Origin of the sequence: Pseudomonas sp. FSL R10-1339 (genome assembly GCF_009600545.1) — a bacterium.
GTDB lineage: Bacteria > Pseudomonadota > Gammaproteobacteria > Pseudomonadales > Pseudomonadaceae > Aquipseudomonas > Aquipseudomonas bubulae.
Genome location: NZ_WIVQ01000079.1, coordinates 1 through 20,253, shown reverse-complemented (window position 1 = coordinate 20,253; position 20,253 = coordinate 1). Strand labels below are relative to the sequence as shown.

The following is a 20,253-nucleotide window of genomic DNA, read 5'->3' as shown; positions in this document are numbered from 1 at the left end:
GGGCCGAGCGCCTGCAAAACTTCGCCCCCGGTTACTGCGACCGCCTGCGCCTCAAAGTTAGCCAGCTGGAGCGTGACCATGGCCAGCCGTTGCTGATCCGGGCCCGCCGCGCGGTTATCCTCAGCACCGGGGGCTTTATCTTCAATCGCGGGCTGATTCGCGATCATGCGCCCAACTTCAGGCGCAATTTCAAGGTGGGCGCTACCGGTTGCGATGGCAGCGGTCTGCTGCTGGGGCAGTCGGTGGGGGCCCGAAGCGAGCGGTTGAGCCGGGTGTCGGCCTGGCGCTTTATCAACCCGCCGCACTGCTGGCCCAAGGGCATTGTGGTCAACAGCAATGGCCAGCGTTTTTGCAACGAAGAGGTCTACGGTGCCACCCTTGGCCAGCCGCTGTGCGATGAGCAGGGCGGGCAGGCGTGGCTGGTGCTGGATGCGCGTTTGCGCAAACAGGCAATCCGTCAGGCGCTGTTCGGTGGCTATTGGTGGTTCCAGAGCCTGCCGGCACTGGCCTTGATGCTGCTCAAGGTGCGCAAGGGTGACAACCCGGACCGGTTGGCCAGCGTTTGCGGCATGCAGGCGGGGGAGCTGAGTAGTGCCCTGCGCGCTTACAACGCCGGTGCCCGGGGCGATGGGCCGGATGCTTTCGGCAAGTCTGAAGGCAGCCGCCAGGTGTTGGATAAGGGGCCGTTTTACGCTTGCGATATCAGCGTCGGTAACCCGATCTTTCCGCTGGGGGCGCTGACCCTGGGCGGACTTAAAGTTGATGAAAGCAACGGCGCTGTACTCGATACCGATGGCCAGCCGATTGCCGGCCTGTTCAGCGCCGGGCGCACCGCTATTGGTGTGGCGTCGCACCTGTATATCAGTGGCTTGTCCCTGGCCGACTGCGTGTTTTCGGGGCGGCGTGCCGGCCTTGCCGCCTCAGGCAGGAACGAGCCTGGCACAACAATCGCGAGCAGGCTCGCTCACACAGACAGTGCAAGGGTGACCTTATGAGCGCACGTGTTGCAGGCAAGGTGGCGTTGATTACCGGTGGGGCCAGTGGCGTGGACAGGGCAACGGCGCTGCTGCTCGCCCGTGAAGGTGCCCGTGTGGTGATCAGCGATATCGATGTGGCGGGTGGCCTGGCCCTGGCTGAAGAGATCGGTGCGCAAGCATTGTTTATTGAGCATGACGCGGGCAGCGAGACGCACTGGGCGCGGGTGATCGACACCGTTCGCGAGCACCACGGGCGGCTGGATATCCTGTTCAACAACGCCGGGATCCTGCTCAAGGGCGATATTGAAAATACCGCCTATAGTGATTGGCAACGGGTGCAGCGCATCAACTCCGACAGTGTCTTCTTGGGTTGTCGCGCCGCCATAAGCCTGATGAAGGAAAGCGAGGGCGGCTCCATTATCAACATGTCTTCGATTGCGGCGGTGGCCGGACGCGATGATTACGTTGCCTACAGCGCCTCCAAAGGCGCCGTCGCTGCCCTGTCGCGTACCGTGGCGGTGTTGTGCCGCCGGCGCAAATACCGCATTCGCTGCAATTCCCTGCACCCTGACGGCATCCTCACACCGATGACCACCGCGAGCCTGCCCGCCGGGCTCGACCCGTGGAGCCTGACCATCGATGCCGACCCCATGGGACGCATGTGCCTGCCCGAAGATGTCGCCGCCAGCGTGCTGTTTTTGGCCAGTGACGAGTCCCGCGCCATCAGTGGTATCGAGCTGCGGATCGACAGCGGCCAGTTTGTGATGAGTATCTGATATGAGCCAACCGGCGTATTTCTCCCTGCGCGTAGCGCAAATTGTGACTGAAACCGCGGACTCCCGTTCCCTGGTGTTCGATGTCCCTGCGGCCTTGCGTGAGCAGTTCACCTATAAGTCAGGGCAGTTTCTGACCCTGCGCGTGCCCTTTGAAGGCGGCTGGTTGCCGCGCTGTTATTCGCTCTCCAGCACCCCGCTGGAGGACGAGCCCCTGCGCGTCACCATCAAGCAAGTACGTGACGGTCGTGCCTCCAACTGGCTGTGTGAGCAGTTGCGTGAGGGCGACCAGCTGGAAGTGCTGGCGCCGGCCGGGGTATTTGTACCGCGGCATTTTGACAATGACTTTGTGCTGTTTGGCGGTGGTAGCGGGGTCACACCGGTGCTGTCGATCCTGCGATCGGCGCTGATTGCCGGCACAGGCCGGATCCTGCTGATTTACGCCAATCGCGATGAAGCGTCGGTGATCTTTGCCGCCGAGCTTAAAGCCCTGGCCAGCGCCCACCCGCAACGATTGCAAGTGATCCACTGGCTGGACTCGGTCCAGGGCATACCGGCGGTGGCACAACTGGCGCAGATGGCACAGCCTTTTGTGCATGCCCAGGCTTATATCTGTGGCCCCGGCCCGTTTATGGATGCGGCCGTCAGCGCCTTGCACGACATCGGCATGGAGCACGGGCACATCCACGTCGAGCGTTTTGTCTCGCTGCCGGAAGAGGGCAGTGTGGCCGCTCCGGCACCGGTCAACACCGATGTGATCGGCAGCCAGCTGTCGGTGCGCCTGGACGGGGAGGAGTACGAAGTGCCCTGTGCAGAAGGCGAAACCCTGCTCAATGCCATGCATCGCGCCGGCCTGAAACCGCCCAGCTCCTGCCTGGTGGGTTCCTGCGCAACCTGCATGTGTACGGTTGAGCGCGGCAGTGTCGAAATGCTGCGCAATGATGCCCTGGACCCACAAGAACTCAATGACGGCTGGGTGCTGGCGTGCCAATCGGTGCCCAGCAGCGAACAGCTGCGCGTGTGCTTTCCCGAATAACCTGCCAGACGAGTGACCGATGACTTCCAGCCTGCAACAGAGCCTGCCGCGCTCGATCCCGCAACTGCTGTTCAACGCCTCGGTGCAGCATGCCGGGCGCACGGCCATTGAAGAACATGGCCAATGCATCGACTACAGCGAACTGCCGCGCCTGGCCCTGGGCGTAACCCGCAGCCTGATGGCTCAGGGCATTGGCAAGGGCGACCGGGTAGCGATCTGGGCACCCAACGGCCGGGACTGGATCATTGCCGCGCTGGGCATTCATTGCGCGGGGGCGGTCATGGTGCCGATCAACACCCGGATGAAAGGCCCTGAAGCGGCCGATATCTTGCTGCGCAGCGGCAGCCGTCTGCTGTTTGTGCAGCCGAGTTTTCTGGGCACCGATTACCTGGCTTTGCTCGCGCCCTATCGACCGGCCAGCCTCAAGTGCCTGGTGTTGCTGGGCGAAACCACGGCGGCCAGTTCCGCCGGCCTGGACTGGGACGGTTTTGTGGCCATTGGCGCGGCCACCAGCGAATCTGCCGCGCTGTTGCGTGCAGCCAGCGTGAACAGCGATGACCTCAGCGATCTGCTGTTTACCTCCGGTACCACCGGCAAGCCCAAGGGCGTGATGAGCGCCCATGGTCAAACGATTCGGGCCTTTAGCGAATACGTGTCGGTGATCGGTTTACAGGCCGGTGACCGTTATCTGGTGATCAACCCGTTTTTTCATGCCTTTGGCTACAAGGCGGGGTGGCTGACCTGCCTGCTGGCGGGGGCGACCATCCTGCCGCACCCGGTGTTCGACGCCGAAGCGGTGTTCCAGCGCATTGCCGCAGAGCGCATCACCGTGTTGCCGGGGCCGCCGACCCTGTACCTGTCGATGCTGGCCCATCCCAAGCTGGCGGAAACCGACCTGTCGAGCCTGCGCATTGCCGTGACCGGCGCGGCGACGGTGCCGCCGATCCTGATCGAGCGCATGCGCAGCGAACTGGGCTTTGCGGTGGTGACCACGGCCTATGGCCTGACCGAATGCGGCGGCTTGGCCACTATTTGCGACCCTGCTGACTCGGCGACGATCATCGCCAGCACCAGTGGCCGGGCGATTCCGGGCACCGAGGTGAGCATCCGTGACCCGCAAAACCGGGCTTTACCGGCGGGCAGCACGGGGGAGATCTGCCTGCGCGGTTTTCATGTGATGCAGGGCTACTTTGAAGACCCGCAGGCCACCGCTGAAACCATCGACAGTGAAGGCTGGTTGCACACCGGGGATATAGGCCAGCAGGATGCCGCGGGCAATCTGCGCATCACCGACCGGCTTAAAGACATGTTTATCGTCGGTGGTTTCAACTGTTACCCGGCTGAGATAGAAGCCGGCCTGATGGAGCATCCGGGCATTGCCCAGGTGGCGGTAATCGGTATACCCGACGCGCGTATGGGCGAGGTAGGGTGTGCGTGCGTGGTGTTGCGTCATGGTGTGCAACTGGATGAGGCAGGATTGATCCAGTGGGCGCGTGAACATATGGCCAATTACAAGGTACCGCGTGTGGTGCGCTTCCATGACGCGCTGCCGGTGAATGCGTCGAACAAGGTGGCGAAGAATGAGTTGCGGGCGGGATTCATGTAACGGGCCACCTGTGCGCTCGCCCTCACTCTGGCCTCCAGGGCCGGGGTGAGGGGGGCTTTTTCGGACATAGAACCGGACATCGACAATGGCCATAACTGTCCCCTTTTGGCCTGCCTCCCTCTGTGATCGTGCCGGGCTCTCGGCAAGAATCAACCCCGTCACTCAATAACAACAAACCACTTCGTCCTTGCCCTTGGCCTTTTGCAGGCCGCTGCCGTGTACAGAACATAACAACGATCGATCTCACGCCGAATCCGGGGAACTGAGCCATGGACACTCTGAAATGCTTGATGAGCGCCACTGTTTGTGGGCTGACGCTGCTGGCCAGTGCCGTACAGGCCGAACAGCGCGAGCTGCGGGTGTATAACTGGGCGGACTATATCCTGCCGTCCGTGCCCAAGGACTTCGCCAGACAGACCGGCATCAAGGTCACCTGGGACTCCTTCGACACCAACGAAGCCCTGGAAGCCAAACTCCTCACCGGCAATTCGGGCTATGACCTGGTGGTGCCGTCCAACCAGTTCCTCGATACCCAGATCAAGGCCGGGGTGTTCCAGAAGCTGGACAAGAGCAAGCTGCCCAACTGGCAGCACCAGGACCCGGCGCTGCTCAAGCTGCTGGACACCAATGACCCTGGCAATCAGTACGCTGTGCCCTACATGTACGGTACGGTGCTGATCGGTTTCAACCCGGCCAAGGTCAAGGCTGCGCTGGGTGAGGATGCGCCGGTGGACAGCTGGGACCTGGTGTTCAAACCCGAAAACATGGCCAAACTCAAATCCTGCGGCGTGGCGATGCTCGATTCGCCTTCGGAAATCCTGCCCTTGGCCCTGCACTATCTGGGGCTGGACCCCAACAGCCAGAACCCCGCCGACTATGAAAAAGCCAAGGCGCTGATGCTCAAGGTCCGCCCCTATGTGACCTACTTCAACTCGGCCAAGTACATGACGGATATCGCCAATGGTGACATCTGCGTGGCCATTGGTTATTCCGGCAGCTTCTACCAGTTTGGCAACCGCGCCAAAGAATCGGGCAACGGCGTGGTGGTGGACTGGCGCTTGCCCAAGGAGGGCGCACCGATCTGGTTTGACACCTTCGCCATCCCTAAAAGTGCAAAAAATGTCGAAGAGGCCCACGAATTTCTCAACCACCTGCTGGAGCCCAAGGTCATTGCCGGGATCAGTGATTTTCTGGGTTACCCCAATGCCAACAAGGACTCGCTGGCACTGATCAACAAGGACATCACCGGTAACCCCAATCTGACCCCGACCAGCGAGGCGCTCAAGTCGCTGTATGTGGTGCAACCGTTGCCGCAAAAAATGGAGCGCGTGCGCACCCGGGTGTGGACCAGCATCAAGTCGGACAAGTAACCCCTCGGAGGTAGTGCATGGGGGTTATCGTCAAGTGCCGGCCAGGTTCTTACACTGGCTGCACTTAATCGAACGACGAGAAAGCACCATGCGTATCCGTGAGCTTGGCATCACCATCGGTTCGGGCACCCCGGGGGCGTACAACGCCATCACCGACGTACCGGGTGTGCGAGTGGGTCATCACACCCTCAACGTTGAAAACGGCGATGTTTCCATCCATTCCGGTGTCACCGTGATTGAGCCGCGTGCGGGAGCCACCCACCTGCAACCCTGCTTCGCCGGCGTGCATGTGCTCAATGGCAACGGCGACGCCACGGGGCTGGAGTGGATTCGCGAAGCCGGTTTGCTGACTTCGCCGATTGCCTATACCAATACCCACAGTGTTGGCGTGGTGCGCGATGCGCTGGTGGCAGCCGAGCGTGAGCTGGGCAAGCAGCACACCTACTGGTGCATGCCCGTGGTGCTGGAAACCTACGACGGCACGCTGAACGATATCTGGGGCCAGCATGTCACGGCCGAGCATGTGCAACTTGCCCTGCAGGATGCCAGGACAGGCCCTGTGCAGGAGGGCAATGTGGGCGGTGGCACAGGGATGATCTGTCACGAGTTCAAGGGTGGCATTGGCACTTCCTCGCGAGTATTGAGCCCGGAGCAGGGGGGCTGGACCGTCGGTGCGCTGGTGCAAGCCAACTATGGTGTACGCGAAGCCTTGCGGGTGGGGGGTTACCCGGTGGGTACCGTGCTGGATGACGTACCGTCCCCGTTTAAGAGCGAGAAAAATGTGGGCGTGCCGGGCATGGGTTCGATCGTGATAACCATCGCTACCGATGCGCCGCTGTTGCCACACCAGTGTACCCGTCTGGCGCAGCGTGCCAGTGTCGGGCTGGCGCGAGTGGGGGGCGGCACTGAAGACTCCAGCGGCGATATTTTTATTGCCTTTGCGGTGGGCAACAGCAATTTGCCGGCGGCCAACTTCGGCCATCCGGGGGAGCCGACCACGGCATTGCAGATGGTCAACAACGATTACATCTCGGCGCTGTTTGTGGCGGCTGCGGATGCGGTAGAGGAGGCGATACTCAATGCCATGCTCGGTGCGGATGACCTGAGCGGATGTGGCAATACCGTGCTGGCGCTCAAGCCCGAGCGGTTGCTGGCAGCGTTGCAGCAGGTGGGCTGGAAAGCCTCCTGAGGGCTGCCTCAACCTTGCGTAGCAGCTGCCGTAGGAACGAGGCTGCGTTCCTCGGCAGCTGCTACGGGGATTTGCCCTTACAGTTTCGGCAACTGCCCCACCCGGGCCATCATCTCGGTGACGATCTGCAGGTCCAGCATGAACTGCTCCACGGTCTTGAACTCGTTATCGGTATGCCCGGTGTATTTCACATCTGGCATGGCCAGGCCGAATTGCACGCCATTAGGCAGTTCATGCACCGAGGTTGCACCCGCCGAAGTACCGTACGTGTGCTCCATGCCCAGGTTTTCGCTGGCTACCGCCAACAGCGCCTTGACCCACTCACCCTCGGGGTTGCGGTACATCGGCTCGGCAATCGAGTACTCGAAACTCACCGGTACCTGCTGACTCTTGCTCCAGGCTGTCAGCTTCTCGGCAATCTGCGCTTTCAGTGCCTCCGGCGACTTGCCCTTGGGCACGCGCAGGTTGACCGCCAGCTTGAGCGCTTTGTCGTCCAGCCCCACAAAGGTCAGTGAGGTGGTCAGCGGCCCCATAAAGTCATCGGCAAAACCGACCCCCAGCTTGCCGCCCTTGTAGTCCAGGCCCCAGTTGTCGGCAGCATAGTGCGCTGCGTCGGTAATGTGGTTGTGCTTGAGGGCGATAGGGCCGTCGACGCTACTGATAAAGTCGAGCATCCGTGCCACCGGGTTGACCCCCGACTCGGGCTCTGAGGAGTGGGCAGAAACCCCGGTTACGGTCAGCACGACATCCTTGCCAACCACCTTGGCATTGACCTCGAAATCACCGCCATTGCGTTTGGCATATTCTGCACCGGCCTTGTTCAGGCTGGCCGCCAGCTCGGCGGGTTTGTCGGTCACCAGGGTTGCTACCGACGTCGACGGGATCTGGTTGGTCACCATGCCGCCGGTCAGCGAGACGATTTCGGCGCCCTGGCCTTCGCCCTTGCGCCGGGCAAAGGTGGCCATAACGGTGCCGTAACCTTTTTCGGCAATCACCACCGGGTAGCCGCCATCCAGCGCCAGGTTGTAGTTGGGCACCGGGTTGTGTTCGAAGTAATAAGGAATGGCATCACCGCTGGTTTCTTCGGTGGTGTCGATCAGCAACTTGAAGTTCCTGGCCAGTGGCAGTTGTTCTTCCTTGATGACTTTCATGGCGTACATCGCCACCACGATGCCGTTTTTGTCATCCTCCGTACCGCGCCCGTACATACGGTCACCGATCAGTGTGACCTTGAACGGGTCGAGTTGGGTGCCGTCCTTGAGTACCCAGTTTTCCGGGGTTACCGGCACTACGTCGGCGTGGGCATGAATACCGACCACTTCATCGCCACTGCCTTCGAGGGAGACTTCATAGACACGGTTGTCGATATTGCGAAAGTTCAGGTTAAAGGCCTTGGCCAGATCCTTGATCTTGTCGGCGATCTTGAGAAATTGCGGGTTCTCGTACTGGGGCACGTCGTCCAGGTTGACGGTGGGGATGGCCACCAGTTCACGCAGGGTGTCGGTAGCCGCCTTGCCGTATTTGAGCCGGGTATACAGGCCCAGCAGGCGATAGATCTCGTTCTGTTGCTCGGGGGCCAGTGCCTTGTTGTCGAGAAAGGCGCTGATGGTCGGGCCGAGATTATCTTTTTGCGCCAGCTCACTCTTGGCCAACGCCCCCAGAAACTGACGGAAGTCAGTGACATGGGTGTCGCTGAACGTCTTGAGGATGACAGCACTCTGTTGCGGGGTGATGGTGGCGTGGGCTGCAGTGCTGAACGCAGCGAGGCTGGCCATCATCAGGGTTGCAGCGGCCAGTTGTTTAAGTGAAAAGTCCATTTTGCTGGGCGTTCCTGTACAGGTCGTTGGATGGAAACATGAAGTAAGTGAAACAAAACATTTCCAAACTTACACTGCGAGGCGCTGCCACGTTAAGCGCTTTTTATTCTTGAGCCTGCAAAAACAGCGAGAACAGTTCGGACTGTGACTTGATTCCCAACTTGCCGTACATGTGCTTGCGATGGACCTTGACGGTCTCCGCAGAAATTGCCAGTTTTCGGGCGATTTCCTTGTTCGAACAACCACTTAGCAGCAACAGGGCGACTTCCATTTCGCGTGCGGTCAACGGCGAGGTCAACTGCTCGGCAGCCGCTTCAAGGCGGCTTTGCCAGTTGGGCGTGAGCTCCGGTGCCTCCTTGGGGTCGCGCTCAAAAACCAGGCGCTGGCGCATCAAGGCGGCCACCCACGGCTGCACCAACCCCAGCAATGCACTCTGTTCCAGGCTGAAACGGCACTGGCTGCCCAGTGACAGGCTCAGGGTGCGTTGATTGTCGAGTTGCACATTGATATGCACCTCGTCGGTAACGATATTCAGGCGGAAATAACGCTGGTAGTAGTCGGTCTGTTCAAAGCATTCGGGGGCCACGTCCTGCAGGCGGAACAAGCCGCTTTGCGGTGCTTCACGGTTGGCGATATAAAACGGGTCCAGCAGGTAAAGCCCCTTGAGGTAGTCCTGGAACAGCGAATCCATGCCACCGTCTGCACCGGGGGACTCGGCCAGAACCTGTGGCTTGCCAGCGCTGTAGATCAGCACCACCCAGTTGTCCACGGGTACATAGCGGCCCAGCAAACGTACCAGCGCAGTCCAGAAATTGGGCCGGTCCAGGGTTTCGATCACGCGGCCCATCGCGTCATGCCAGGCCACATCCTGCAAGGTCAGATTCATCTCACTACCCACCGGGTGTTACCCCATCGAAGTCATTTATTGGCGCGGTGCCGCGCACCATACTCGGCTCATCCCACCCTGCAAGGATCCGAGATGAACATTGAACTGGTGCAACTGGCAGGCCGTGACGGCGACACCGCTTATAACCTGTCGCGTACATTGAGCGCCATCGCCAGCTGCGCTGACGATACTGCGCTGCTGGTATTCCCGGAGACCCACCTGACCGGCTTTGTCGGCGGCCAGCAACTGGCGCAGGTGGCGGAGCCATTGACCGGCCCGACCCTGGGTGCGGTATTGCAGGCCGTACGCGAACGTGGAGTCAGTGTGGTGGTGGGGCTGGCGGAAAATCATCACGGCACCTTCTATAACACCTCGGTACTGGTCACGCCCGAGGGGATCGCCTTGCAGTACCGCAAGACCCATTTGTGGCCAAGTGAACGCGGCGACTTTACCCCCGGCGACCGTTTTACCACCGTGTTCTGGCAGGGTGTGCGGGTTGGCCTGCTGATCTGTTATGACATTGAGCTGCCGGAAACCGGCCGAGCACTGGCGCAACTGGGGGCTGAACTGATCATTGTCACCAACGGCAATATGGACCCCTACGGCCCGGTGCATCGTACCTCGATCATGGCCCGTGCCCAGGAGAACCAGGCGTTTGCGGTGATGGTCAATCGCGTCGGTAGCGGGGATGACGGGCTGGTGTTCGCGGGTGGCAGCATGGCGGTCGATCCGTTCGGGCGGGTGTTGCTCGAGGCCGGGCGCGATGAGATTCGCCATGTTGTAGCGCTGGATCTGGATCAGCTCAAGGCTGCCCGGCGAGACTACGACTACCTCAAGGATCGTCGCTTGCTGCTGTCGGGTGAACAGCTCGAACACCCGGACGGGCGTCGCGAACTGTTGATTGGAGCCAGCCAATGAAGACTAAAAACACGACGGTTATTGCCCTGGCTGCGCTATTGGGTTGCAGCCTGGTTCACGCCGCCGAACCTCAGGTGAATATCTACAACTGGTACGACTTTATCGCTCCGGACACGATGAAAAACTTCCAGGCCGAAACCGGCACAGCCTCGATGTACGACGTGTTCGACAACAGCGATGTGATGCAAAGCAAGCTGATGGCCGGTCGCAGCGGGTATGACGTGGTTGTGGCCACCGGTGACCTGCTACCCAACCTGATCAAGGCCGGGGTGCTCAAGGAACTCGATCGGGGGCAGTTGCCCAACCTCGCACACCTGGACCCGGCCATCCTTGCCAAGATGCAGAGCAATGACCCCGGCAATCGTTATGCCGTGCCGTATTTGTGGGGCACTACCGGGGTGGGTTATGACGTCGACAAGGTCAGGGCGATACTTGGGCCGGATGCGCCGGTGGATTCCTGGGACCTGATCTTCAAGCCCGAGAACCTGAGCAAATTGAGCCAGTGCGGTGTAGCCATGCTCGATGCCCCCGGTGAAATCATTCCAATCGCCTTGCACTACCTCGGCTTGCCATACAACAGCAGCGACCCCCGGGACTATGCCAAGGCCGAAGCGTTGCTGCTGACGTTACGTCCTTATATCCGCTATTTTGACTCGTCGAAATTCATTACCGACCTGGCCAATGGCAACGTCTGCGTGGTGCTGGGTTGGGCAGGCGGGGTGCAATACGCCAAAACCGCCTCGCAGGTGGCCGGCAATGGGCGCAACATCCGCTACAGCATCCCCCGTGAAGGGGCGCCGATCTGGGTTGAGAGCCTGGTGTTGCTCAACGACGCGCCCAACCCGCAGCAGGGGCTGGCCTTTATCGACTACATGCTGCGCCCGCAGGTGATAGCCCGGACTTCGACCTACCTCAAATATCCCAATGCGAACCAGGACGCCAGGCCACTGATGGACCCGTCGTTGCGCGACAACCCGGATATCTACCCTGACGAGAAAGTCATGGCCACTTTGTTCCCGCTGGAGCCGTTGCCGCTCAAGCTTGAACGGGTGCGCACGCGGGTGTGGAGCAAGGTTAAAAGCGGAACGTGAAGCCAGCCTTTGTCGATACTCCGTTACAGGTCAAGCCCTATTGTGGGAGCGAGCCTGCTCGCTCCCACAGTTGCAGTTTCCTGTAGCCGCTGTCGAAGGAACAGGCAACTGCTACGGTTTGTGGGTGTTAGCCGTTTCAGGCCTGCAACTGCGGCTCACGAACGCTCCTGGCCCTGGGCATCGCCGGCAACACCGCCTCCTGCAAGGTTCGCGCAGCCGGGTGAGTAAAGCGCATCTGCGCCGTGACCGGCAGGTCTTCCACCAGCTTGCCGTCTGCCAGTACTACCACCCGTTGGCAAAAACGCTGCACCAGGCTCAGGTCATGGGTGATCAGCAAAAAACCGGTGCCCGACTCGCGCCGTACCTGTGCGAGCAAATCCAGAATCTGCACTTGCAGCACCCGGTCAAGGTTGGACAGGGCTTCGTCGAGGATAATCAGCTGCGGGCCGATCGCCATGGCCCGGGCAATACCGGCGCGCTGCAGTTGCCCGCCGCTCAGTTGTGCCGGGAGCTTGTCGATGTCACGGGCCTCAAGCTGGACTTGCTGGAGCAATTGCTCAACCCGGGTCCTGCACGCCGAGGCGTCCATGTCTGAAAGATGGCGCAAAGGCTCGGCAATGCTCCAGCCAATGCTGCGCTGGGGGTTGAAAGCGCTGAGGGCATCCTGAAAGACCATCTGCACACGCTGTAAAAACGGAGGCTGACCCTTGAACACAATGCTGCCCTGGTCGGCGCTTTCCAGCCCCATCAGCAGGCGCGCCAGGGTGCTTTTACCGCTGCCGCTACCTCCCAGCAGGCCAAGGCTTTGACCTTCGTGCAGGTCCAGATTCAAGCCGCTCAGCACCTGTACCCGATGCCGTTTGCTGAACAGCCCGCCAGCGCTGTAACCGTGCTCAAGGTCGCGTACCTGAATAAAACTCATGGCGCGCAGCTCTCCATTGTCAATGAGTGGTGTGCTGCCAGCAGCGTGCGTGCTTCCTGGCTTTGCGGTGAATTGAACAGCCGGTGAACATCGGCCTGTTCGACAATACGGCCGTGGGCCATGACGCTGACCTGATCGGCGCAGCGCGCCACCACGCCCATGTCATGGGTGATCAGCAGCACGCCAAGGTTGCGCTGCGCTACCAGTCGTTCCAGCAGGTCGAGAAAACGTGCCTGCGCCACAACATCCAGATCGCTGGTAGGTTCGTCAGCCAGCAAAAAACGGCTGTCGGCGAGCAGGGCCAGGGCGATCATCATCCGTTGCAGCATGCCGCCGCTCAGTTGAAAGGCAAATGAGTCGAGCACCCGTTGAGCATCGTGCAGGCCCACTTCCTGCAAGGTGCTCTGAATCAGCTGCTCGGCCTCGGCACCTTGCAGGTCGCGGGTCTGGAGGGTTTCAAGGGCATGCTGGCGCAGTGAGCGTACCGGGTTGAAGGCACTGCGCGGGTTCTGCAGCACCAATGCCACTTCGCGCCCACGTAATTGCGCAGCATCCACCACCTGGCCATCCAGCAACAGGGTGGCGCCGCTGCTGTGTACGCCAGGAGGCAACAAGTCGAGGATGCCCAGGCTGGTTAGCGATTTTCCTGAGCCGCTGGCACCGACCAGCGCATGCACCTGGCCGGCCCTGAGGGTCAGTTCGGCCCGGTCGACCAGGGTGCGTTGCCGGTGTTTGAGGGTCAGGTCGCGAATCACCAATGTGTGTTTCATTCCTTGATCTCCGCCAGTACGCTGGGGTCAAGGCGGTCGCGCAAGGCGTCGCCCAGCAGGTTGAAGGCCATCACCGAGATAAAGATCATCAGGCCCGGCCACAGCAGCAACTGCGGCTGGGTCCAGATAAATTCCTTGGCATCGTTGATCATCACGCCCCACTCGGGGGTTGGCGGGCTGACGCCCAGACCCAGAAAGGACAAGCCCGAGACGTGCAGCATCATGTGGCCAATGTCCATCGATGCCAGCACCAGCAGTTGCCCCACGACGTTGGGCATTACATGCTGGCGCAGCCGGGTCAGGCGCGAGGCACCGGCCAGTCGTGAAGCCAGCACATAATCCCGGTTACGCTGGGCCAGCACCATGCCGCGAACCATCCGCGCATACCAGGCCCAGTGGGACAGCGCGATGGCGATGATCACATTGGTCAGGCCGGTACCCAGCAAGGCGATCAGGAAAAACGCCAGCACCAGGGTGGGGAAGGTCAGGAACATGTCGCACAGGCGCATCAGGAACATGTCGAGCTTGCCGCCGACTATCCCGGCGATACCGCCAATCACCACGCCCAGCACCAGTACCAGACCCAGCACCAGCACCACGCTGCCCAGGGACAGTTGCGTACCGACGATCAGGCGCGAGAGCACGTCGCGCCCCAGGTGGTCGGTGCCCAGCCAATGGCTGGTACTGGCGGGCAGCAGACGCTCGCCCAGATTCACCAGGGTGGCGTCGTAGGGTGCCAGCCAGGGGCCGAACAGCGCCATCAGCAACAGCAGGGCAACCAGCCCGTAGCCGATGCGCGCGCCGTATTTTTTACCGGTATAGACCGCCGCTATTGTGCTCATGCCATCACCCCCGAGAAACGTGTGCGCGGGTCTAGCCAGGCGTAGCAGATGTCCACCACCAGATTGCACAGCACCAGCAGTGTGGTCAGCAGCAGGGTGAAGCATTGCATCACCGGGAAGTCACGGTTGAGCACGGCGCTGACCGCGAAGCGGCCAACACCGGGCCAGGCGAAGATGGTTTCGATCACAAGGGCACCTCCGAGCAACTCGCCAATGTGCATGCCGGTGGCGGTCACCAGCGGCATCCAGGCATTGCGCAGGATATGGTCGCGCCATACACGCTTTTCGTTCAGGTCACGGGCCCGGGCATAAAACACGTGTCGATGCTCACGCACATCCAGCAGGCTGGCGCGCAGCAGGCGGGCGTTGATCGACATCGACATCAGGGCAATCGCCAGAACCGGCATCAGCAGATGCTGCGGACCACCACGGCCCATCGGCGGCAGCCAGCCCAGCCACAGCGAGAACAATGCAATCAGCAAAAAAGCCAACCAGAAATTGGGCATGGAAACACCGATAAAGGTGATGAAGCGCACCACCTGGTCGGGCCAGCGACCTTTCCAGCGGGCCGCCGCCAGACCCAGCGGAATGCTCATTACCAGCGTGGCAAGCAGCGCCAGACCACCCAGCTGAAGGGTGGCGGGCAGGTAATAGAGGATGTCATCGAGCACCGGGCGCCCGGTGATATAGGAGGTGCCGAAGTCCAGGTGCACGGCGTTCCACAGCCAGGTGAGGTACTGCTCGGGCAGTGGCCGGTCCAGGCCCAGTGCGTGGCGTGCCTCGGCCAGCGCGGCGTCGGTTGGAGGGATCTGCGACAGGCGCAGGTAGTCCAGGGCCGGGTCGCCATTGCCCAGGTGCAGCAGGACAAAGACGATCAGTGACACCCCCAGCAGCACCGGGATCAGCAGCACAAGCCGCAGGATAATATAGCGCAGCATGGTTTATGGCTTCCCTGTGGTGGGGTGCATCACTTCGAACGGCACATCAAACAGCGTGCTGCCGAATTGAACATTGTCGACGTTTTTTCCGCTGACACTGATGGCCGTCAGGTGTGAGATCGGCAGGTACACGGCCTGATCGTGCAGGGTGGTGAGGATCTCGCGGTAATCGTCAGCGCGCTTGCCCTCGTCGGTTTCGCCCAGTACTTCGGCGATTTTCCGGTCGATGGCCGCCTTCATCGGCAGGCCGAGCTGGGCCATGTAGTCGGCGTGTCCGGCGTAGCGCATGGAGCTGACAAACGAGTGCGGGTCATAGGGAGCGCCCCAGGTATCGGCGAAGATCATGCCGAACTTGCCCTCGCGCTGGCGCTGCACCAGGGCACCGTCTTCTTCGGCGCGCAACTTGACGTCGATGCCGACCTTGGCCAGTTCGCCCTGAATGATTTCGGCGAGGTTTTTTTGCAGGGCACTGGGGCCCAGAAACACCAGTTCGATACTTAGCGGCTGGCCGTTTTTTTCACGAATGCTTTGCCTTCAGGGACTTTCCAGCCTGCCGCTTCCAGGTTTTTTTTGGCCTGTTCGGGGTCGTAGGGCAGTGCCTTGAGGCCCAGGTCGGCATACGGCATGTTGCTGGCGAACAGCGCATCGGCCCGCGGCTCCTGGCCATGCAGCACCTTGGCAATGATAGTGTCCTTGTCCACGGCCTGATTGATCGCCTGGCGCACGGCCAGTTCATTGGTCGGAGCCAGGCCGGTATTCATTGCCACGGTACGGGTGGCCAGCGGTGCGGAAATGGCCGTCTTGAAGCCCGAATCGCGCAGGCGCACAAAGGTACCGGGGGAGATTTCGCCGTCGGCACCCTGAATCAGGTCGATTTCACCGGTTTGCAGGGCAATGGCGCGGCTGTCCGGGTCGGAGATGACTTTCACCAGTACCGAACCATAGCCCGGTTTGGGCCCCCAGTAGTGCGGGTTGCGCTCGAAGCGGTCGAACTCGCCACGGCGGGTTTGCGTCAGTACCCAGGGCCCGGTGCCCACCGGCACGCCGGGCTTTGCCTCGGGGGCGGCAAAGCGCAACGGGCGAACCTGCGCCAGTTCCATCAGGGTCGGGTAGTAGGGGTGTTTAAGCACCAGCACCAGGGTGTGCTCGTCCGGTGCTTCGACACGCTCCAGGGTGGAGACCAGCTCCATCCACTGATGACGCTTGCTGTTGGCGAGCACCGCGTCGAGGTTGGCCTTGGCTGCGGCTGCGTTGAACGAACTGCCGTCACTGAAGGTCACACCGTCGCGCAGGGTGAAGGTGTAGGTCTTGCCATCTGCTGACACTGTCCATGACGTGGCCAGCCAGGGTTCCAGAGTGCCTTGGGCGGTGTAGCGCACCAGCGGTTCATAGACCATGGCCTGGGCATACATCTGGTTCGGCGAATAGCCGCGAGGGTCCAGCGGCCCGGCATTGGTTGGCCACGAGTAGGTCAGTGTGGGGGCTGCATCGCCCGCCCATGCAGTCGACAAGCCTGCGCTCAGGCAGGCTCCAATCATCCATAAGGTCAGCTGTTTTTTAGTCCATGACTGCTTCACACTGCGTCTCCCTCAGTTGATGGCCAGTGGCCTGATCAGATGCTGGGTATGAAGTCTATGTCAAAAGTTCATAACTGCGAGGCCGATTAGATGCAGAGGGTCACTATTTCGCTGGACGATGCTTTATTGGCCGAAATTGATGAGCGCGTTGGCACCCACGGCTACCAGGGGCGCTCCGAGGCCATCCGCGATCTGTTGCGCGCCGGCCTGCTGGAACCGGAGCAGGGCGACCCGCAAAGTGCCTGCGTGGCAACCTTGAGTTACGTCTATGACCACGCCACCCGGGAGCTGTCCAAGCGTCTGAACACGGCCTTTCACGAGCACCATGACCTGACCCTGTCGACGCTGCATGTGCATCTGGATCAGGGCAAGTGCATGGAAGTCTCGGTGCTCAAGGGCACGGTCGGCGAGGTGGCGCAGCTGACGCGCCAGGTGATGGCCGAGCGCGGAGTGCGCCATGGCAGCGCGCAGATTATTCCATTGGGAGATCTCGAGTAGCGCTGGGTCAGTGCTTGAGTATCCAGCGGGCGCAAAAAAAGCGCCCTAGAAATCCCAGCGGGTATTGACCATTACATTGCGCGGGTCACCGTAATACGCCGTGTTGTAGAAGCCGATATTGGTGTAGTACTGCTTGTCGAACAGGTTGTTGACGTTGAGTGTGGTGGACAGGTGCTCGCTGACCTGGTACTTGGCCATTGCATCGACCAGCCAGTAAGCGTCCTGGCTGAAGTCCTGGTACTGGTCCTTGGCGCGGTTGTAGATGTTCTGCCAGCTGCGGTTCTGCCAGCGTGCGCCGCCACCGATGGTCAAGCGGTCCAGCGGCCCCTTGAATTTATAGGTGGTGTAGAGGCTCAACTGGTCTTCGGGCTCCCAGGTCGAGATTTTTTCGTCGTCGCTGCCGCGAATGACCTTGTGAGTAAAGCCGGCCTGGGCCTGCCAGCCCGGTGCCAGTTCGCCGGACATCTCGGCTTCGAAGCCCTTGGCCTTGGCCTTGGTGCCGACTGATGCATAGAGGATCGACGGGTTGGTCGGATCGGCGTTGTACTCGGCGTCCGGTTCGGCGCGGTTGCTTTCATGTACCTCGAAATAGGCCAGGCTGGTGTTCAACCTGCCGCCATAAAACTCGCCCTTGATTCCCACTTCGTAGTTTTTGCCTTCATCGGGCTCAAGCACTTTGTTGTTGCGATCGCGGTTGTAGGTTTGCGGCATGAAAATGTCGGTATAGCTGGCATACGCGGTGAAGTTGTCGTTCAGGTCGTAGGTAACACCCACGTAAGGCACGAGGCGGCCGGTCTCGGTGGTGTGGTAATCCCCGGTCAGCCAGTAGTTGGCCAGCCGTGTGCCCAACAGCAGGTTAAGGTCGTCGGTCAGGTTGAAGCGTGCGCTGATGTAGCCTGCGGTCTGGCGTGTGGTGGTGTCGTTGTATTGGGTCGGTGCGCCCCAGTCCGGCTCGGTGGTCTTGCCGTCGAAGTTCCAGAAATCAATGACGTTGGCGCTGAGGAAGGTCGGGTTGCCGTAGTCCTTGCCTTGCCAGTGGGCGCTGGAGGCCGATGCGCCGATCACCAGTTCATGCTCGCGGCCAGCCAGGCTGAAGGGGCCGCTGAAGTAGGCATCGGCGGCGTCGGTGCGGGTGTTCCCGGTGAATTTGTTGGCATAGATCGACGACAGGCCGGTGGCCGGGAAGGGGCCGCTCATGACCGAACCCAGCGGCGCATCGTAGCTGTTGACCTGATGGGTCAACTGGCCCTTGCCGACCCAGCCGTTGGCGAAGCTGTGCTCCAGGGTCGCGAACACGCTCTGGGTGGTCTGCTCCCAACGGCTCCAGTTGGCGCCGTTGTTGTACGAGCGCTTGACGTCGATACGCTCGCCGTTGCGGTCGAACAGCGGGCGGCTGCCCGACCAGCCCGAGGCGTGGGGGTCGTTGTTCTGGTAATCAAAGCCCAGGGTCAGGAGGGTGTCATCGCTGAGGTCGGCTTCGAGGGTGCCGAAATAGACCCCGGTCTTGCGCTTATAGCGGTCCATGAACGAGTGCTTGTCCTGGTAGGCCGCCACGGCACGGCCGCGAATGTTGCCGCTGTCGGTCAGCGGGCCGCTGACGTCAACCTGGGTGCGGTAGTTATCCCAACTGCCGGCACCGACATCGATGCTGGCTTTGAATTCGCGGGTCGGCTTTTTGCGGATCAGGTTGATCGTCGCCCCCGGGGATCCGGCACCGGTCAAGAGGCCCGTGGCGCCCTTGAGGATTTCCACGCGGTCGTAGATGGCCATGTCACTCAGGGTCTGGCCCGAGGAGTACGCCGAGTTGCGCAGGGTGGGAATGCCGTCGTACTGGAAGTTCTCCACCGAGAAACCGCGGGCATAGTAGTTGGTGCGCTCGCTGTCGAAGGTCGAGACGGTGATGCCAGGGGTATGGCGCATCACCTCGTCGATGGAGTTGAGGCCGAAATCATCCATATGCTGGCGGGTAATCACGGTGATCGACTGCGGCGTTTGCCGTGGCGTCAGTACCATGCGTGTGGCCGTGGCGATGGTGCCGGGGGTATACGAGCCGCTGCCTTCGGTAATGGTCCCAAGCTGGTTGGAGGTAACCTGGGTGGCCTGCAATTGCAGTTCACCGTTGCCTTGCGCTGGTCTGGCAATAACCCGGTAACCGTCGCCGTCAGTGACCGCCTGCAGGCCCAGCGGGGCGAGCAGCCGTTGCAGGCCTTCGTCGACGGCAAAGTTGCCGCTCAAGCCACTGCTGCGCATACCGGTTGTCAGGCTCGAATCCACCGCGATCATTACCCCGGACTGTTGGCCAAAACTGCCCAGCACCGCGTCCAGGCTGCCCGGCGCAATGCTGTAGGCATGCTCGCTGCCTGAGGCTGCGAATGCGCCTTGGCTGGCCGTGGCAATGGATAAACCGAATACAAAGGTGCGCAAGGCACCGGCGAGGGGGGTAAGTCGGCTGTGCATAAAGACTGTCCATGTATGAAAAGGGTCGGCGTTGCGCTGTTAATCAGCGTCTTCCCTGAACTTGATGCACCAGATAAGAAAAACTGCCGGCGGTATTGAAAATAATTATTTTCAGGCCGCGACCACGTTGGCCCAGTAGCCAAACACTCGCTGCACGCGGATTGGCAGCACCCGCGTGAGCAGGTCGAGGCTGGCATCGGGGCGGTCGATGGAGAACGATCCCGACACCCGCAATGCCGCGACTTGCGGGTCGCAGCGCACCACGCCACGGCGGTAGAGGTTGAGCTGGGCAATCACCTGGCCCAGTGGCATGCGTTCGGCGATCAGCAGGCCGTTGACCCAGGCATCGGCACCGACCGTGACCGGGCGCGGTGTGCTGTCTGTCTGGCTGTCGAACGTTACCTGCTGGCCGGCATCCAGACTCAAGCTGTCGCCCCGTGCCAGCTTGATCGATGCACTGCCGCTCAGCACCTGGACCTGGGTGCCTGCCTGCCACGGCAGGTTGTGGCTGATCACCAGGCGTGAGCGGGGCGCGGGCAGCACCTGGCCATTGGCGGTGCTGAGCCTGATATCGCCAGCGCTGACC

17 protein-coding genes and 1 pseudogene are annotated in these 20,253 nt (G+C 61.1%); 9 read left to right on the top strand and 9 right to left on the bottom strand.

Features of this window, described 5'->3' with window-relative positions; all coding sequences use genetic code 11:
- The 6 genes from GHO03_RS18680 to GHO03_RS18655 all read left to right on the top strand — a co-directional run.
- The coding region (locus tag GHO03_RS18680; RefSeq protein ID WP_153400334.1) for an FAD-binding protein at nt 1-995 on the top strand (995 nt) is incomplete at its 5' end.
- Nucleotides 992-1,753 (top strand): SDR family oxidoreductase, encoded by a 762-nt coding sequence (locus GHO03_RS18675; protein ID WP_153400333.1) that lies wholly within the window; start codon nt 992-994, stop codon nt 1,751-1,753. The genes GHO03_RS18680 and GHO03_RS18675, both read left to right, overlap by 4 nt.
- 1 nt (nt 1,754) lies before the next feature.
- Nucleotides 1,755-2,786, top strand: coding sequence for a ferredoxin--NADP reductase (locus GHO03_RS18670; RefSeq protein ID WP_095018485.1), 1,032 nt, complete (start codon nt 1,755-1,757; stop codon nt 2,784-2,786).
- Between the two features lie 19 nt (nt 2,787-2,805).
- On the top strand, nt 2,806-4,392 hold the full coding sequence (locus GHO03_RS18665) for a FadD3 family acyl-CoA ligase (protein ID WP_095019854.1): 1,587 nt from the start codon (nt 2,806-2,808) through the stop codon (nt 4,390-4,392).
- 269 nt (nt 4,393-4,661) lie between these two features.
- Nucleotides 4,662-5,762 carry a polyamine ABC transporter substrate-binding protein gene (locus tag GHO03_RS18660; protein WP_153380099.1) on the top strand — a complete coding sequence of 367 codons (1,101 nt, stop codon included), beginning with the start codon at nt 4,662-4,664 and terminating at the stop codon, nt 5,760-5,762.
- Nucleotides 5,763-5,850: 88 nt separating this feature from the next.
- Nucleotides 5,851-6,951, top strand: a complete 1,101-nt coding sequence (locus GHO03_RS18655; RefSeq protein WP_095024615.1) for a P1 family peptidase — start codon at nt 5,851-5,853, stop codon at nt 6,949-6,951.
- A 77-nt stretch (nt 6,952-7,028) separates the two neighbouring features.
- On the opposite strand, the gene GHO03_RS18650 is transcribed toward GHO03_RS18655, so the two are convergent.
- Both GHO03_RS18650 and GHO03_RS18645 read right to left on the bottom strand, forming a co-directional pair.
- A complete protein-coding gene (locus tag GHO03_RS18650; protein ID WP_153380101.1) occupies nt 7,029-8,768 on the bottom strand; it encodes a dipeptidase in 1,740 nt (579 codons plus the stop codon).
- A gap of 103 nt (nt 8,769-8,871) precedes the next feature.
- Nucleotides 8,872-9,654, bottom strand: coding sequence for a helix-turn-helix transcriptional regulator (locus GHO03_RS18645; RefSeq protein ID WP_095000082.1), 783 nt, complete (start codon nt 9,652-9,654; stop codon nt 8,872-8,874).
- 93 nt (nt 9,655-9,747) lie between these two features.
- Here GHO03_RS18645 and GHO03_RS18640 point away from each other — a divergent pair, with 93 nt between their 5' ends.
- A complete protein-coding gene (locus GHO03_RS18640; protein ID WP_153400332.1) occupies nt 9,748-10,572 on the top strand; it encodes a carbon-nitrogen hydrolase family protein in 825 nt (274 codons plus the stop codon).
- Complete coding sequence (locus GHO03_RS18635) at nt 10,569-11,663, top strand: polyamine ABC transporter substrate-binding protein (protein ID WP_153400331.1); 1,095 nt, start codon at nt 10,569-10,571, stop codon at nt 11,661-11,663. The genes GHO03_RS18640 and GHO03_RS18635 overlap by 4 nt, the downstream gene beginning before the upstream one ends.
- Before the next feature lie 136 nt (nt 11,664-11,799).
- Here GHO03_RS18635 and GHO03_RS18630 read toward each other — a convergent pair whose 3' ends face one another.
- The 5 genes and pseudogenes from GHO03_RS18630 to nikA all read right to left on the bottom strand — a co-directional run bounded on the left by GHO03_RS18630 (nt 11,800) and on the right by nikA (nt 16,712).
- Entirely contained in the window at nt 11,800-12,585 is a 786-nt protein-coding gene (locus GHO03_RS18630) for an ATP-binding cassette domain-containing protein (RefSeq protein WP_153380105.1), read from the bottom strand.
- Nucleotides 12,582-13,355, bottom strand: a complete 774-nt coding sequence (locus GHO03_RS18625) for an ATP-binding cassette domain-containing protein (protein ID WP_095024618.1) — start codon at nt 13,353-13,355, stop codon at nt 12,582-12,584. Before GHO03_RS18625 ends, GHO03_RS18630 begins: the two co-directional genes overlap by 4 nt.
- Complete coding sequence (nikC, locus tag GHO03_RS18620; protein WP_153400330.1) at nt 13,352-14,197, bottom strand: nickel ABC transporter permease subunit NikC; 846 nt, start codon at nt 14,195-14,197, stop codon at nt 13,352-13,354. The genes GHO03_RS18625 and nikC overlap by 4 nt, the downstream gene beginning before the upstream one ends.
- Nucleotides 14,194-15,135: a nickel ABC transporter permease subunit NikB gene (nikB, locus tag GHO03_RS18615; protein WP_153380107.1), complete on the bottom strand. Its 942-nt coding sequence runs from the start codon at nt 15,133-15,135 to the stop codon at nt 14,194-14,196. The genes nikC and nikB overlap by 4 nt, the downstream gene beginning before the upstream one ends.
- Before the next feature lie 3 nt (nt 15,136-15,138).
- A pseudogene (gene nikA, locus GHO03_RS18610) lies at nt 15,139-16,712 on the bottom strand (nickel ABC transporter substrate-binding protein).
- Between the two features lie 90 nt (nt 16,713-16,802).
- On the opposite strand from nikA, the gene nikR reads away from it, so the two are divergent.
- Nucleotides 16,803-17,210: a nickel-responsive transcriptional regulator NikR gene (gene nikR, locus GHO03_RS18605; protein WP_095000090.1), complete on the top strand. Its 408-nt coding sequence runs from the start codon at nt 16,803-16,805 to the stop codon at nt 17,208-17,210.
- Nucleotides 17,211-17,255: 45 nt separating this feature from the next.
- On the opposite strand, the gene GHO03_RS18600 is transcribed toward nikR, so the two are convergent.
- Nucleotides 17,256-19,667, bottom strand: a complete 2,412-nt coding sequence (locus GHO03_RS18600; protein ID WP_153380109.1) for a TonB-dependent siderophore receptor — start codon at nt 19,665-19,667, stop codon at nt 17,256-17,258.
- Nucleotides 19,668-19,778: 111 nt separating this feature from the next.
- On the bottom strand, nt 19,779-20,253 hold a 475-nt coding region (locus GHO03_RS25165; protein ID WP_372241766.1), incomplete at its 5' end, for a FecR family protein.

What these genes read in the sequence shown, in the direction of transcription:
- nikC (WP_153400330.1), bottom strand. Translation starts at nt 14,197, where the DNA reads ATGAGCACAATAGCGGCGGTCTATACCGGTAAAAAATACGGCGCGCGC.
- GHO03_RS18660 (WP_153380099.1), top strand. Translation starts at nt 4,662, where the DNA reads ATGGACACTCTGAAATGCTTGATGAGCGCCACTGTTTGTGGGCTGACG.
- GHO03_RS18645 (WP_095000082.1), bottom strand. Translation starts at nt 9,654, where the DNA reads ATGAATCTGACCTTGCAGGATGTGGCCTGGCATGACGCGATGGGCCGC.
- GHO03_RS18675 (WP_153400333.1), top strand. Translation starts at nt 992, where the DNA reads ATGAGCGCACGTGTTGCAGGCAAGGTGGCGTTGATTACCGGTGGGGCC.
- GHO03_RS18600 (WP_153380109.1), bottom strand. Translation starts at nt 19,667, where the DNA reads ATGCACAGCCGACTTACCCCCCTCGCCGGTGCCTTGCGCACCTTTGTA.
- GHO03_RS18640 (WP_153400332.1), top strand. Translation starts at nt 9,748, where the DNA reads ATGAACATTGAACTGGTGCAACTGGCAGGCCGTGACGGCGACACCGCT.
- GHO03_RS18635 (WP_153400331.1), top strand. Translation starts at nt 10,569, where the DNA reads ATGAAGACTAAAAACACGACGGTTATTGCCCTGGCTGCGCTATTGGGT.
- GHO03_RS18650 (WP_153380101.1), bottom strand. Translation starts at nt 8,768, where the DNA reads ATGGACTTTTCACTTAAACAACTGGCCGCTGCAACCCTGATGATGGCC.
- nikB (WP_153380107.1), bottom strand. Translation starts at nt 15,135, where the DNA reads ATGCTGCGCTATATTATCCTGCGGCTTGTGCTGCTGATCCCGGTGCTG.
- GHO03_RS18665 (WP_095019854.1), top strand. Translation starts at nt 2,806, where the DNA reads ATGACTTCCAGCCTGCAACAGAGCCTGCCGCGCTCGATCCCGCAACTG.
- GHO03_RS18655 (WP_095024615.1), top strand. Translation starts at nt 5,851, where the DNA reads ATGCGTATCCGTGAGCTTGGCATCACCATCGGTTCGGGCACCCCGGGG.
- GHO03_RS18625 (WP_095024618.1), bottom strand. Translation starts at nt 13,355, where the DNA reads ATGAAACACACATTGGTGATTCGCGACCTGACCCTCAAACACCGGCAA.
- GHO03_RS18630 (WP_153380105.1), bottom strand. Translation starts at nt 12,585, where the DNA reads ATGAGTTTTATTCAGGTACGCGACCTTGAGCACGGTTACAGCGCTGGC.
- nikR (WP_095000090.1), top strand. Translation starts at nt 16,803, where the DNA reads ATGCAGAGGGTCACTATTTCGCTGGACGATGCTTTATTGGCCGAAATT.
- GHO03_RS18670 (WP_095018485.1), top strand. Translation starts at nt 1,755, where the DNA reads ATGAGCCAACCGGCGTATTTCTCCCTGCGCGTAGCGCAAATTGTGACT.